Source organism: Nonomuraea sp. NPDC048826, assembly GCF_043198225.1.
GTDB lineage: Bacteria > Actinomycetota > Actinomycetes > Streptosporangiales > Streptosporangiaceae > Nonomuraea.
Genome location: NZ_JBICUQ010000015.1, coordinates 127,637 through 141,060, shown reverse-complemented (window position 1 = coordinate 141,060; position 13,424 = coordinate 127,637). Strand labels below are relative to the sequence as shown.

The following is a 13,424-nucleotide window of genomic DNA, read 5'->3' as shown; positions in this document are numbered from 1 at the left end:
AACCCGTGGCCCCTGCCGCAGAGGCGTTCATTTCGTCTTGTGTCACTTATTTTTCCGGCTCTCCGAGCCCCTGTCAAATTGACGCGGACCCTTCCAAGCTGCGGAAATCAGCAACCGCCCCGTCTCCGAGGCAACCCCTCTAACTTACTCCGAACTTCGGGCCTTGTCCAATCGGACACGATCGAAGATCGGAGAGAAGAAGAGATCCGGCACGAGACCGGCTGTGGCACCGCCACCTCCGGAAGAAAGCGGCTCCTCGCTCCCCTCTGTCGAGGGAGGCGACGGGCAGGCCCTGCCCGGTTGGAACACGGAGAACTGTATGGACGGCTTCCGTAGCCGTCAAATCGGCCGTGCGCACCGGTGTCACTGTGAGGACACGGGTACGTACGGTACGTGAAAGCGTCGTCGGTGCCGAGAGCGCTCATCGTCCTGGTGGGCATCGCCGGGGCGATGATCGTGCTGTTCGGGCTGCGCGAGGTGTCGTCCGTCGCCGGGCCGCTCGTGCTGGCGCTGGTGCTGGTCATCGCCGTGTCGCCGGTGCGCTCGTGGTTCGCCGCGCGCCGGGCGCCGGCCTGGGTGCAGGTCGCGGTGCCGTTCCTCATTCTGGTGCTCGTGCTGCTGGGCATGGCGGGCGTGCTGACGATCGCGGCGGTGCAGCTCAGCACGCTCGCGCCCGCGTACGCGGACCGGTTCGAGCAGTTGCTCACCGAGGGGCGGGCCTACGCCCTCTCCCTCGGCGTCAGCGGCGAGCAGCTCGACCGGACCATCGACAGCTTCGACCCCGGACGGTTGATCGGGATCGCGCAGAGCCTCCTCGGCGGGGTGATCGGCGTGTTCTCCTCCTTGTTCCTCATGGTCGTGCTGCTGCTGGCGATGTGCCTGGACGCGCCCATGACATCGCGGGTCCTCGCCTCCGGGGAGGGCAGGAGTGTGGCGCTGGTGGAGGCGCTGGGCCGGTTCGCCCGCAGGACGCGCCGCTACCTGATCGTCTCGACCGTGTTCGGGCTGATCAACGCGATCCTGGACGTGATCGCGCTTTACTTGATCGGGGTGCCGCTGCCGCTCCTGTGGGGAGTGCTCGCCCTGATCGCCAACTACATCCCCAACATCGGCTTCGTCATCGCGCTGCTGCCCCCGGCCACGCTGGCGCTGCTCGACGCCGGAGTGCGGGAGATGCTGCTGGTCGTCGCGGCGTACGTGGTCTTCAACGTGGTGACGCAGTCGTTCATCCTGCCGAAGTTCCTCGGTGACGCGGTGGGGTTGTCGACGACGGTGACGTTCCTGTCGCTCATCGTGTGGACGTTCGTGCTCGGGCCGCTGGGGGCGATCCTGGCCATTCCGCTGAGCCTGCTGGCCAAGGCGTTGCTCATCGACAGCGATCCGGCGGCGGCGTGGGCCGGGGCGCTGATCTCCAACCGGGCGGTCAGCCCACCAGCCGGCGCAACGTCACGCCGCTCAGGCGCTTGACGTCGTGAGACAGGTGGGCCTGGTCGGTGTAGCCGGCGGTGGCGGCCACGTCGGCGAGCGGCATGCCCCGCCGGGCCAGGCGTAGTGCGCGCTGGAAACGGACGATGCGCTGCAGGGTCTTGGGCGCGTACCCGAAACTGCTCACGCTCCTGCGGTGGAGCTGGCGCTCGCTCAGCCCCAGCTGCCAGGCGACCTCGCGGACGCTGCTGCCGCGGCCGAGCGAGGCGGCGACGGCGGGGGCGGCCGGGTCGGCGGGCGAGGTGCGGCGCAGGCGGTCGGCCACCGCGGCGAGCAGCACGGGCATGGGGTCAGGGGCGTCCGCCGCCGCGTCGAGCGGCGGGAGGGCGTCGAGCTCGGGCAGCGGCACGCGCTGGTCGCGCAGCTCGGGGAGCGGGACGCCGAACACCTCTCCCACCGCGCCCGGCCTGAAACGGATGCCGGTGAACATGTCTCCGGGGGCCATCCGCGAGAACATGGGGCCGGTGTCGGGGCCCGCCACGAACGCGCCCGAGGGCCCCCAGATGAGGTCGACGCAGCCGTCGGGCACGACGAGCTGCGGGTGGTCGTCCTCGCTCACCCGCCGCCACAGGCAGGCGAGCCGCCCGGCCAGGGCGGGCGGCGGCGACCATTCGACGTACATGCCTCCAACGCTACGCCCGCCCACCGACATTCAACCGGGAGCCCGCGAACGGGCGCGCACCACCCGCATCCAGCCGGGCCACGCGGACGCGAAGGGTCAGAGGAGGAACTCGGGGGAGGCGCGGACTGCCGACAGCCAACCGGGGGCCCCTGCGAACGGGCGCGCACCGCCCGCATCCAGCCCGGGCCACGCGGACGCGAGAGGTCAGGGCAGGAACCCGGGGGAAAGGCACGGACCGCCGAGGGCCGGGCGGGGTGGGTGCGCCGGCGGTCAGCGGGAGGGCAGGCGGCCGTAGGCGCGGAGGGTGTTGAGGTGGCCCACCGTGATGTGACCGCCCCATTCGTGCTCCACCAGCGGGGTCCACATCGGCCAGTTCCCGTTCCAGCCGCCTTCGTCCGACTGGGCCGCGACCAGGGCGTCGAGGTGCCGGGCGAGCACGTTCTCCGGGAACAGGGGCAGGCGGAGCGGGCGGGGGGCGAAGTCCAGGGGGTAGTGGGCCTCGCCGGGGGCGTCGGGTTCCATGGTGACGGTGGCCAGGATGGCGTCCTTGAGCCGGTGGAACTCCGCCAGCGCCCGCTCCTTGTCGTCCACCAGGTCGAGGAAGGTGACGATGGCGCGGGCCTCGTACGGGGTGGTCGTGTCGACGGCGGCGATGCTCGTCCAGCAGAAGTCGGTGGCCGGGCCGCGCCAGGGGTGGTCGACGCCGTGCGCGTGCAGCAGGCCGGCGATCGAGGCGGTGGGGATCAGGTTGCCCGGCGGGTCGTCGGGGGTCTGCCACCAGGGCGCGTGCGGGGCCTCGCGGACGCTGGGGAGGCAGAAGGGGACGCCGCCGTCGGGGGTGGTGACGGACAGCAGGAAGTCGCAGGCGGAGCGGACCATGGGGTCGTCGAACGCGTCCAGTTCGTCGAGGATCCAGAAGGCCACCTCGACCGGTTCCGGCTGGCTGGCGGCGCCGCGCAGGTCGGGTTCGAGCGCGTGGCCGAAGCCGCCGTCGGGGTTCCGGTAGCAGCGCAGGACGTCCAGGACGCGGTCCCGTGAGCCGCCCGCGAACAGGGCTTCGAAGCGGAGCCGGTCGAGGAGCCTGGCGTGGGTCAGCAGGTAGCGATGCGCCCGTGGGAGAACGTCCATGCGCAGGACGCTACCCGCGCCGCCCCGCGGACCACTTGTAGGAATCGGACGCCGGCTTTATTCGGTTGCCGCCGGGGCGGGCTCGTCCGTACGGTCGGCCGCATGTGTTGCTTCTTTTCGATTCGCACCCGCCGCAGCCGGCCTCTGGCCCGCTAGCGGACGCGACCGGTTGAGCGCGTCCGCGGCGCGCCCGGGGCCCTTCGAGCTTCCTATCGACTCGAGGACCCGGAAGGGCAGCTGTGGCGCAGGACTACGCGCACGGAAATCATTCACACACGCAGAAGAAGGCCAGGAGCTCGGGCGGCCGCACGCCCAAGGACAGGGCGAGACGCGTGCTCTCGCAGAACTTCCTGGCCGACAGGCATGCCCTGGAGCTGGTGGTCAAGGCCGCCGCTCCTGAGGGCCTGGTGCTGGAGCCCGGGGCGGGCGAGGGCGTGCTGACCCTGGCGCTGGCCGAGGCCGGCGCGCGGGTGGTCGGCTACGAGATCGACCCGAGGCTCGCCGGTCTGCTCAGGTCACGCACCCGCGACGACCCGCGCGTCGAGGTGGTGCGCGGCGACTTCGCCGCGGCCCGCCCGCCGGGTGAGCCGTTCGCGGTGGTCGGCAACATCCCGTACTCCGCCACCTCGCGGATCGTGGGCTGGTGCCTGCGGGCGCGGTCGCTCACCTCGGCGACGCTGGTCACCCAGCTGGAGTACGCGCGCAAGCGGGCGGGCGGCTACGGCCGGTGGAGCCTGGTCACGGTGGAGTCGTGGCCGTGGTTCCGCTGGCGGATGGGCGACCGCATCGGCCGGGAGTGCTTCCGGCCGATCCCGTCGGTCGACTCGGCGATCCTGCGGATCGAGCGCAGGCCGGCGCCGCTGGTGCGCTCGGGCCGGGACTGGCAGCGGCTGGTGGAGCTGGGGTTCAGCGGGGTGGGCGGGTCGCTGCGCGCCTCGCTCAGGACCCGCTACGACGGGGTGGACGCGGCGCTCTCCGCCGCCGGGGTGGCACGCGACGCCGTCGTGGGTTACGTGCACCCCGACCAGTGGGTCACCGTGTACGAGCGGCTAGGACCGTGAGATGAGGTGTGCCGGGCCCGTCGGAGCGGCGGGCCCGGCCGGCTCGTGCTCCGGCGGCTTGCGCCGTCCCCACGGCATCGCGGCCAGCAGCACCGGCAGCAGCACGATCGACACCCGCGACCAGTCTTGGTGCAGGAGCCACCAGTCCATGTCCTTGTACTGGGTCATGTAGAGGTAGCCGTAGCCTGCCCACAGCGACACCCCGATGATCGCCGGCCAGGCGAACCGGGTGGGCCTGGCGACCAGGAACGGCATGAACCACAGCAGGTACTGGGCGCCCAGCCGGGGCGTGACCACCATGAAGATCAGCAGGATGGCGATCGTCATGTCGATCGGGTCGGCCCGCCACCAGATGAAGATGGCGGCCAGGACGCAGGCGTAGATGAGGTACGTGCCGATGCTCGCCAGGTCGGCGCGGAGCGCCCAGTCGCCGCCGGTGAGGTGAGGGGTCCAGCCCCATTCGCCGACGATCGGGCGGATGGCCCTGATCGTGTCGATGACCTCGGGGATCTGGTTGAGCGAGGTGCCGGCGAAGACCGGCAGCGTCACCAGGAAGAAGATCGGCACCGCGCCCGTGCAGAGCAGCGCCACGAGCCTGGACCGGAGCTGCGGCAGGAGCAGGAGCATGCCGGGGATCAGCCAGATCGGCCAGCTCTTGGCGCACAGCGCCAGCCCCATGAGAAGGCCGGCGTAGGCGCCTCTCTTGAGGGCCGCGCGGTCTCCCTCGCCCGGCCGGAGCGCCTGCCCCAGCGTGCTCAGCGCCCACCCGGGCAGGCCCTTCCAGCCGCGCTCGGCCAGCGCGCCGCGCACCACGGCGGGCGCGTCCATCCGGGCCGTGGGGGCGCCGGGGCCCCGGGCGACCACGAACGCGGCCACCCCGAACACCAGCGCCACCGGCTCGACCTGGCCATGGAGGCAGGCGACCATCAGGGCGAGCGGGTTGAGCGCGTACTGGAAGGCGCGCAGCGACGCCTTCGGCCCGCCGGCGAGCTTGGCCACGAGCGGGATGAGCACGATGTCGGCCACCACGGTGACGATCCGGCCGGTGTACTCCCACGGGATGCCGAGCCACAGCAGGATGCCGTACACGTAGGGGATCGTCGGCAGGAAGTGCCAGCCGCCCTTGCTGGCCAGGACCGGGTCCTGCCCGTTGAGCACCGCCTCGCCCGCCGGTTTGAAGCTGTTGACGAAGTCGACCGGCTGGTGGGCGTCGCCCGCCGCGGTGATCATCAGCACGACGCGGACCACCACGCCGACGAGCAGGGCGGCCCAGAGCGGCGGCCGCCAGTCACGCCACTGGGCGATGAGCGCGAGCGCGAGGCCGACGGCGAGGATGATGGCGGTAGGGAGTGCAGTTTCCATGGCGGGACCTAGATTGCCCTACCCCCTCCGGCGCTGCCACATGGGTTCTGTTTTGAATCTCCGACATGCGGGGTCTTAAGGCGTCAGAACATGACCGTCTGTGCTGAACTTTTCGCATGGGGGGATCCGAAGTCAACCAGGCGCTGGTCAGGCTGTATTTCGAGGCGCGCGACGGGCTACGCGACCCGGTCGCGGCGTGGGCGGAACTCACAGCGAATTCTGAGCTTTACCGGCAGGCGCGGGGTGGCCGGCGGGTTCCCCTGGACGATGCGACGGCGGCCGAGCTGGCCGCCGCGGCCATCGTGCACACGGCGTCCGAGCACGGGTCCGACCAGGTGGCGGCGCTGTCGACGGCCCCGCTGGCGGGGTTGGTCGGCGGGCTGGGCGGGGCGGTGCTGACCGAGCAGTCGAGCGCGCCCGCGCAGCTGCTCGGCCCGCACTTCCGCGGGCCGCGGCCGGAGGACTGGGCGGACGCCGCGTACGTGCTGCTGTGGGGCGAGAACAACAGGAACGTGCGCGCGCCCGGTTCGCCGTGGGTGATCGCGGGCCGCTACAAGGGGCAGAAGGTGGTGGCGATCGGCCCGCACCCGACGCGGCTGTCGGACGAGACGCTGGTGGTACGGCCCGGCACGGACGGGGCGCTGGCCATGGCGGTCGGCCACGTGCTGCTCAAGGAGTTCTTCCTGGACCGGCCCGCGTTCGCCGCGCACGCGATGGCCCGCACCGACCTGCCGGCGCTGGTGCGGCTGCGGGAGCTGGAGGACGGGCTGGTGCCGGGCGGGATGCTCGGCCGCGCCGCCGGGCGGCTCAGCCTGTACGGGGGCGACGGGGTCATGGCCACGGAGGTGCTGCTGCCGCGGTTCGACGTGGGGCCGGGGGTGCTGCGCCGCGGGGTGCCGGCGGTGCGCGACGGCGACGGCCTGGTGACGACGGTGTTCGACCTGCTGCTGGCGGTGTACGGGCTGGCACGGCCGGGGCTGCCGGGCAACTGGCCGGGGGGTTACGACGACCGGACCGCCCCGTACACGCCTGGCTGGCAGGAGGCGCACACGGGGGTGGCGGCGTCGCGGGCGCTGAAGCTGGCCAGGGAGCTGGGCGTCACGGCGGAGAAGACGGGCGGGCGGTGCATGGTGGTGCCGGGCTGGCTGGACACGCCGCACGCCGACACCGCCTACCGGGCGATGCTGGCGCTGCTCGTGCTCACCGGCTGCCGTCAGGGGTGGGCGCAGGCGTCGGGCGGCGCGGGCGTGCCGCTGGTGCCGTACCTGGTGCTGCACGCGTGCGGCGAGGACCGGGCGGATCTGGGGGCGTTGAGCTGGGCGCTGGCCGACGGGATGTTCGACCGCCGGACGTCGCGGACGGTGCTGCTGGACGCGGTGCGCGGCGGGCTGCCGATGGCGCCGCCGCCGCGGGTGCTGGCGCTGTCGCGGTGGATCTACCCGCTGCCGCCGCAGGTGGATCTGCTGATCGGGCCGGACGAGCGGTGCGACCTGGCCGCGCCGGACGCCCGGCTGGTCGCGGACATGGTGGCGAAGCTGTCGGACGGCCAGGTGGAGACCGTCCGGGAGGAGCCGGAGATCGGTGAGCAGGGCATGCGGACCGTGGTGGACCACGCCTGGATGTACGAGTACGGGGAGGCGCTGCCGGTCTACCGGCCGCCGGGGGTGGGGGTGCCGCTCAAGCCCACCCAGCTGGTGCGGGTGCGGTGAGCCCGGGGCGGGGCACCCCGGGCTCGTGCGCGCTCAGAAGCCGGCGGTGATGCGGGTGAACTCCCACTCGGCCTGGGCGATGCCGCTGCAGTTGGAGACCACGCCGCCGCCCGGGCAGGGGCGGTCACGGTTGACGCCCCAGTACGCGAGCCGGTTCAGGCCCCTGGACTTGGCCCAGTCGGTGATCTGCTGCCAGGTCTGCGGGGTGGTCAGCTCCTGCTGGTCGGACAGGCCGTTCATGCCGGAGATGCCCATGCGGGCGTACGCCTGGGCGTCGGTGTAGCCGTAGGCGTTCTTCAGCGCGTTCTTCAGGCCCTCGGCGGCGTTGACGGTGTCCTGGTAGATGTTCGAGCTGCCGAAGTCGAACGGCATGATCGTGAAATTGTCGATCGGCACGTTCAGCGCCCTGGCCTGGTTGATCAGGCGGACGCCGTGCGCGTTCGGGCCGGTCGTGGAGGTGCCGAAGGTGACGACCACCTTGACGTTGGGGTTGTTCTGCTTGACGATCTTGAGGCCGTTCAGGATGCGGTCCTGCACGGTGTAGTTCTCGAACTCGTCGTAGTTCTCGATGTCGAAGTCGACCACGGCCGGGCCGACCGCGTTGATGACCTGCTGCACGGCGCCGGCGAAGGCCTGCGGGGTGGCGCAGTTCGGGCCGAGCTTGTTGCCCTGCCAGCCGCCGAAGGAGATCTGGACGCTGCCGCCCTTGGACTTGATGGTGTTGATCGCCTGCTGGTCGGCGCCGCCGGTGAGCGGGCGCTGGCCGTCCCAGGCCGGGTTGCAGCCGCCGCTGGACAGGATGAACGCCATGGTGAACGACCTGACGCCGGTCGCGTCCATGACGGTGCCGGGGTTGGGCGGGTTGCCCCAGCCCATCCAGAGGTAGGGGGCGCCGGGCATGCGGCCGGGGTTCGGGTCGGGGTCGGTGCCGCCGCCTGAGGTGCGGGCGGTGACGGCGGCGCTGTGGCCGGAGAGGTTGCCGGCGGCGTCGCGGGCCCGGACGGTGTAGGTGTAGCCGGTGTTCGCCGCGCGGCCGGTGTCGGTGTACGAGGTGCCGCTGACGGTCGTCACCAGGCTGCCGCCCCGGTAGACCTGGTAGCCGGTGACGCCGACGTTGTCGGTGGCGGCGTTCCAGGCCAGGGAGACGCTGCTGGAGGTGACGCCGGTCGAGCGCAGGTTGCCCGGCACGGAGGGCGCCTGGGTGTCGCCGCCGCCTCCGCCGGTGACCTGCTTCCACAGGGCGGGCACGACCGGGGGTTCCCAGCCGGGCTGGGAGGTGTGGCTCTGCACGCACTCGTAGTCGACGCCGTTGTGGGTGACGCGGGTGCCGGCGGTGTAGGAGGTCCACGCCGTCCAGGCGGGGTACGCGACGGCCGTCGCGCCGTGGGCGGCGGGGGCGGTGAGGGTGGCCAGGCCGGAGAGCGTCATGGCGAGGGAGGCGAGTAACGCAAGGAACATGCGACGAAATTTCATTACATTCCTTGGAGGTGCGTTTTGACGGTCTTCGAGAAGTTCCAGTTGTGGGTGGCGTCCCAGTTGATGGACCAGGTCATGGCGCCCCGGATCCCGGGATAGGCCCGCGGCGGCACGAACGACCCGCACCGCGTCCGGGTGGCCAGGCAGTCGAGCGCCTGGTTGACGACGGCGGGCGCGACCACGCCGCCGCCCGCGGCGCCCGGCCCCGCCGGCAGGCCCAGCGACACCTGGTCCGGGCGCAGCCCGTTCTCCAGCTGGATGCAGGCGAGCGCGGTGAGGAAGTCGACGGACCCCTGGGAGTACGCCCAGGTCCGGTCGCAGCCGAGCATGGAGCCGGAGTTGTAGTACTGCATGTGGACGACCGTGAGGATGTCCTTGATCGACAGGGCGAGCTTGAAGTACTCCATCCCGGTCGACTGCATGTCGATGCTCTGCGGCGCCATCGTGATGATCAGGCCGGCGCCGGCCTTGGCGCGCAGCGCCCGCAGGGCCTGGGCCATGTAAGTGGCGTCGAGCCCGTTCTCCAGGTCGATGTCCACGCCGTCGAAGCCGTACGCGGTCATGATCCCGTACACGGAGTCCGCGAACCTGGTGGCGGCGGCCGCGTCGGCGACCCGCACCCGTCCGGCCTCGCCGCCGACGGAGAGGATGACCTTCTTCCCGCGCTGCTTGAGCGCCCGCACGTCGGACGTGAACTGGGCGTCGGTGTAGCCGCCGAGCGCGGTGGCCAGGCCCGGGTCGAGGCCGAAGACGACCTCGCCGGGTGTCGCGGTGGCCTCGCCGAACGCGATCGCGATCAGGTCGTACTCGTCGGGCACGGCCGACAGGCGCAGTTCGGCGGCCTGGTTGACGAAGTTGTGCCAGTAGCCGGTCAGGAAGTGATCGGGCAGCCCCTCTCCCGGCTCGCCGGGGTCGCAGCCGGCGGTGGTGGCGGTGGCGGGGTCGCTGGGCGCCGACTCGCCCGCGCCGTTGTGGGCCCGGACGGTGTAGGTGCGGGTCTCACAGGCGCCGAGGCCGGTGATGGTGGCGGTGGTGCCGCTGACAGCGGCCTTGACAGCCGAGCCTTCGTAGAGGCGGTAGCCGTCGACGGAACCGCTCGCGGCGGTCCAGGTCAGGGTGATCGCGCCGGTGCCGCCGGTGGCCGTGAGCCGGCCGGGTCTGCCGGGGACTCCGGGGTCCGGGTCGGTGCCGCCGCCGCAGGGGGCGCCGTTGAGCGTGCAGCCGGTGATGCCGGGGAAGTCGCCCGGGCTGCCGGTGAAGCCGAAGCTGGCGCTCGCGCCGGGGCCGAGCGACGGGGCCCAGGAAGGGTTGGTGAAGGTGTAGTGCTGCCCGTTCCTGGATTGGGCGGCGTCCCAGGCGGAGGCGATCGCGTGGCCCGCCGGGAGGTCGAACTGGACGTTCCAGCCGTTCATCGGGCTGGAGGTGCCGTTGGTGACGGTGACCTTGCCTTCGAAGCCGGTGCCCCAGTCGGACACCTTGGCGAAGGTCGCGGTCGCCGAGGCCGCCTGGGCGGGGGGTGCGGTGAGGCCGAGTGCGAGGGTCGCGAGGGCGACCACGATCACGCGTACTTTCACATTGTCGTCCTTGTCGGTGGCGTGTCGTGCGGCTCGCGCCTGGGGGGTGAGCGCGAGCCGCACGGCACGGCCCGCGGAGGCAGACGCGAGCCGGTGGGGGTCCCGATCTGTTAGTAAACTTTCCTAAGAGTTGTCGCGATCGTAGCCTTGACACCCCGGGCTTACAAGACCCAATGCGTCACCGCCTCCGATGCCCCGCCACACGGACGGTGGCGGGGCGCGGACGGTCTCAGTTCTGCCGCGTGATCCGGATGTCGTCGACCGCCGCCTCGACGAGCGAGGCGGTGGACAGGTCGGCGGCTTCGATCAGGATGCGCACGGTCTGCCCCGCGAACGGGCTCAGGTCCGCGGACGCCACGCTCCACGCGGCGTCGCGGTCGGACGCGGCGCCCGCCTGCTGGAAGACGGTCGCCGTGGTGTTGCCCACGACCCTGACCCGGAAGTAGTCGGCGCTGGTCGCGTTCGACCCGTGCGCCAGGTACCAGGACAGCGACAGCGTGAGCGTGCCGCCGGCGGGCAGCGTGATCGGCGGCGACTGGATCGAGGTGACGCCGCCGTCGACGTCGTAGGCGCCGGCCGAGCTGCCGGCCAGCCGGCCGGTCACCAGGTCGTTGCTGCCGCTGACCGTGGTGCCGAGCTGCTTGGCGCCCGAGGAGGAGGTGGCGGCGGGGTCACCGCGCTCCCACAGGCCCAGGGTGGCCGTGTCGGAACCGCCCGGGTTCGCCGTCCAGCCGGTGGCCGACTCGAAGTCGTCGGAGTAGACGGTCGTCGGCGGGGTGCCGGTGCCGCAGTACTGGGCCTCCTTGCCGATGATCCGGTAGACGCAGTCGGAGTACTCCAGGAACCGCAGCACCGCCTCCCTGTTGCGGGTGGTCTGCGGCACGATCTGCTCGTCCGGCGGGTAGAAGCCCGGGCTGGAGCCGGTCGGGTACATCTCAAACGTGTAACTGAAGATCTTGAACTGGCCCCACATCCAGTCGTCGATCGAGCCGTCCGTGATGTAGAGGTCGCTGGCCTGCTGCGGCGTGTAGCTGTTGGTCGAGGCCATGCTCTGGCCCAGGGTGGCGTGCGCGTTCCGGTCGTCCTGGGTGAGACCGGGCGCGGTGTCGTTGAACGTGTACCCGTACGGCCACAGGATGAGCTGGCCGTAGGTGTGCCAGTCGATGTGCGCCTTGAGCTGCTGCACGCCGCCGACGACGCGGCCGCGCACCCAGTTCGCGGCAGCCCTGACCTCGGGCGCCGACTCGGCCGACGGGCCGCGGTAGGTCTCGCTGGAGGCCGAGCCGGAGGAGCCGCCGCAGCAACCCCAGTTGTAGCCCCAGTTGCGGTTGAGGTCGGTGCCGACGGCCGAGGTGCCACTGTTCGGCTGCCTGTTCTTGCGCCAGGACCGGTAGCTGCCCGTCGCGATGTCGTACTCGCCGCCGTCCGGGTTGAGGTCCGGCATGATCCAGATCTCCCGGGCGTTCACCAGGGAGGTGATCCTGGAGTCGGCGCCGTACCCGTCGGTGAGCAGGTCCATGATGTAGAGCGCCATCTCGACGGTGAGGTGCTCGCGGGCGTGCTGGTGGGCGGTGAACAGCACCTCCGTCTCCGGCTCGTCCGTGCCGACGTTGTCGCTGATCTTGACGCCGACGAGCTGCCGGCCCTCGTACGAGGTCCCGTACGTGAACTTGCTCGCGATCCCCGGATGGTCGGCGACCAGGTCGTCGATGTACGCGATCATCTCGGCGTAGTTGTGGTAGGCGGAGTCCGATGGCGGGAAGTCAGCCACCGCGGCATCGGACGTGGATCTCGGGCGCGGCACCTCCGCGACCCGGTAGCCGAGGTTCCTGATGGCGGCGACCTCGGCTTCCGTGGCGGTGATGAGGACCGACTCGTCCGTCACCTCGTCGATGGCGGCGCCGGTGGCCGCGACCGCGCTGCGTTCCTGCGCGTTCGACGGGCCCTGCACGCGGTACTGCTTGTTCGGGGGCGGCTCGGCGGCGGCCCCTGCCCCGGTGGCTCCGGTCAGGCAGACCAGGGACAGGGCGGCCAGAAGGATGACTAATCGGCGGTGCACCTCGTCCTCCTCAGGCACGCGGGCTCGATGTTGACGCGCGCCTGAACTGAGAGTGAAGACGCGTCTTGCCCGGGGGAAGGCCCAAATCTGCTGGTCCCGGGCGGGCGGTAATCTGAAGCGTCACCACAGGCAGGCCTGGAGCGAGGGCGGGATGTTCTTCGGCATCACGGATATCTGGACGTACGTCATCGGCGCTTTTCTGATCATTCTGCTTCCCGGGCCCAACTCGCTGTTCGTGCTCGCCCAGGCCGCACAGCACGGCGTGCGGCAGGGATACCGGGCGGCGGGCGGGGTGTTCGTCGGTGACACCCTGCTGATGCTGCTGTCCGCCGCCGGCGCCGCCTCACTGATGCGCTCCGCTCCGTTGGTGTTCACCATCGTGAAGTACGCGGGCGCGGTCTACCTGGCCTGGTTGGGGCTCCAGATGATGCGCGGAGCCTGGCGCGCGTGGCGGAACAAGGATGTCACCGCGGCGGTCACACCCGGCCCCGGGCGGGTGGCGCGCGCCCCGCGCCCGTTCGGCAAGGCGCTGGCGATCAGCCTGCTCAACCCCAAGGCGATCCTGTTCTTCGTGTCGTTCTTCGTCCAGTTCGTGGACCCCGGTTACGCCACGCCCGCGCTGTCGTTCCTCATCCTCGGAGCGATCATCCAGGTGTTCAGCGCGCTCTATCTCACAGCGCTGATTTTCTCCGGCTCTTTCCTGGCCGCCCAGTTCCGTTCCCGGCGGCGGCTCAGTGCGGGTCTGACCTCGGGTGTCGGCGCGGTGTTCGTCGCGTTCGGGGCGTCGCTCGCGGCCTCGTCGCTGAGCTGACCGCGACAGGGCGGCCATTCTCAACGTGTCAAAAGAGGCGGTCGCGCTCTTGGGGGTCAGGTACGGTAAGCCACCGGTAAGCGCCCGGCAACCTCCCGATGCGAAGGTCGGACAGTGTCAGGGTGGCCGCAAGGTGA

General features: G+C 71.3%; 10 protein-coding genes. 4 read left to right on the top strand and 6 right to left on the bottom strand.

All coding sequences use genetic code 11. The features are described from left to right. Positions 1–393 precede the first annotated feature (393 nt). Positions 394–1,467 (top strand): AI-2E family transporter, encoded by a 1,074-nt coding sequence (locus ACGFI7_RS40295; RefSeq protein WP_393414629.1) that lies wholly within the window; start codon positions 394–396, stop codon positions 1,465–1,467. Here the strand turns inward: ACGFI7_RS40295 and ACGFI7_RS40290 are convergent. Together ACGFI7_RS40290 and ACGFI7_RS40285 are read right to left on the bottom strand one after the other, a co-directional pair. Next, on the bottom strand, positions 1,424–2,107 hold the full coding sequence (locus tag ACGFI7_RS40290) for a DUF6597 domain-containing transcriptional factor (RefSeq protein WP_393414627.1): 684 nt from the start codon (positions 2,105–2,107) through the stop codon (positions 1,424–1,426). The two genes, ACGFI7_RS40295 and ACGFI7_RS40290, sit on opposite strands and share 44 nt — an antisense overlap. A 270-nt stretch (positions 2,108–2,377) precedes the next feature. Then, complete coding sequence (locus ACGFI7_RS40285) at positions 2,378–3,235, bottom strand: hypothetical protein (protein WP_393414624.1); 858 nt, start codon at positions 3,233–3,235, stop codon at positions 2,378–2,380. Between the two features lie 332 nt (positions 3,236–3,567). Here ACGFI7_RS40285 and erm point away from each other — a divergent pair, with 332 nt between their 5' ends. Continuing rightward, the gene (erm, locus tag ACGFI7_RS40280; protein WP_393414621.1) at positions 3,568–4,296 is read left to right on the top strand and encodes an ErmE/ErmH/ErmO/ErmR family 23S rRNA (adenine(2058)-N(6))-methyltransferase; all 729 of its coding nucleotides are present in this window, start codon (positions 3,568–3,570) and stop codon (positions 4,294–4,296) included. Here the strand turns inward: erm and ACGFI7_RS40275 are convergent. Next, positions 4,285–5,658 carry a hypothetical protein gene (locus tag ACGFI7_RS40275; protein WP_393414618.1) on the bottom strand — a complete coding sequence of 458 codons (1,374 nt, stop codon included), beginning with the start codon at positions 5,656–5,658 and terminating at the stop codon, positions 4,285–4,287. The two genes, erm and ACGFI7_RS40275, sit on opposite strands and share 12 nt — an antisense overlap. 116 nt (positions 5,659–5,774) lie before the next feature. On the opposite strand from ACGFI7_RS40275, the gene ACGFI7_RS40270 reads away from it, so the two are divergent. Continuing rightward, positions 5,775–7,367: a molybdopterin-dependent oxidoreductase gene (locus tag ACGFI7_RS40270; protein ID WP_393414615.1), complete on the top strand. Its 1,593-nt coding sequence runs from the start codon at positions 5,775–5,777 to the stop codon at positions 7,365–7,367. A 33-nt stretch (positions 7,368–7,400) separates the two neighbouring features. Here the strand turns inward: ACGFI7_RS40270 and ACGFI7_RS40265 are convergent, their stop codons facing one another. The 3 genes from ACGFI7_RS40265 to ACGFI7_RS40255 all read right to left on the bottom strand — a co-directional run bounded on the left by ACGFI7_RS40265 (position 7,401) and on the right by ACGFI7_RS40255 (position 12,494). Continuing rightward, positions 7,401–8,825, bottom strand: a complete 1,425-nt coding sequence (locus ACGFI7_RS40265) for a carbohydrate-binding protein (protein ID WP_393414612.1) — start codon at positions 8,823–8,825, stop codon at positions 7,401–7,403. A gap of 14 nt (positions 8,826–8,839) precedes the next feature. Further along, positions 8,840–10,417 (bottom strand): chitinase, encoded by a 1,578-nt coding sequence (locus ACGFI7_RS40260; RefSeq protein ID WP_393414609.1) that lies wholly within the window; start codon positions 10,415–10,417, stop codon positions 8,840–8,842. A gap of 229 nt (positions 10,418–10,646) precedes the next feature. Then, positions 10,647–12,494, bottom strand: a complete 1,848-nt coding sequence (locus tag ACGFI7_RS40255; protein WP_393414606.1) for a M14 family zinc carboxypeptidase — start codon at positions 12,492–12,494, stop codon at positions 10,647–10,649. 133 nt (positions 12,495–12,627) lie between these two features. On the opposite strand from ACGFI7_RS40255, the gene leuE reads away from it, so the two are divergent. Further along, a complete protein-coding gene (leuE, locus tag ACGFI7_RS40250; RefSeq protein WP_393414603.1) occupies positions 12,628–13,287 on the top strand; it encodes a leucine efflux protein LeuE in 660 nt (219 codons plus the stop codon). Positions 13,288–13,424: the final 137 nt, after the last annotated feature.

Excerpts from the sequence above, each read along its gene's own strand:
- ACGFI7_RS40265 (WP_393414612.1), bottom strand. The coding sequence starts at position 8,825 with ATGTTCCTTGCGTTACTCGCCTCCCTCGCCATGACGCTCTCCGGCCTG.
- ACGFI7_RS40270 (WP_393414615.1), top strand. The coding sequence starts at position 5,775 with ATGGGGGGATCCGAAGTCAACCAGGCGCTGGTCAGGCTGTATTTCGAG.
- ACGFI7_RS40275 (WP_393414618.1), bottom strand. The coding sequence starts at position 5,658 with ATGGAAACTGCACTCCCTACCGCCATCATCCTCGCCGTCGGCCTCGCG.
- ACGFI7_RS40290 (WP_393414627.1), bottom strand. The coding sequence starts at position 2,107 with ATGTACGTCGAATGGTCGCCGCCGCCCGCCCTGGCCGGGCGGCTCGCC.
- leuE (WP_393414603.1), top strand. The coding sequence starts at position 12,628 with ATGTTCTTCGGCATCACGGATATCTGGACGTACGTCATCGGCGCTTTT.
- ACGFI7_RS40285 (WP_393414624.1), bottom strand. The coding sequence starts at position 3,235 with ATGGACGTTCTCCCACGGGCGCATCGCTACCTGCTGACCCACGCCAGG.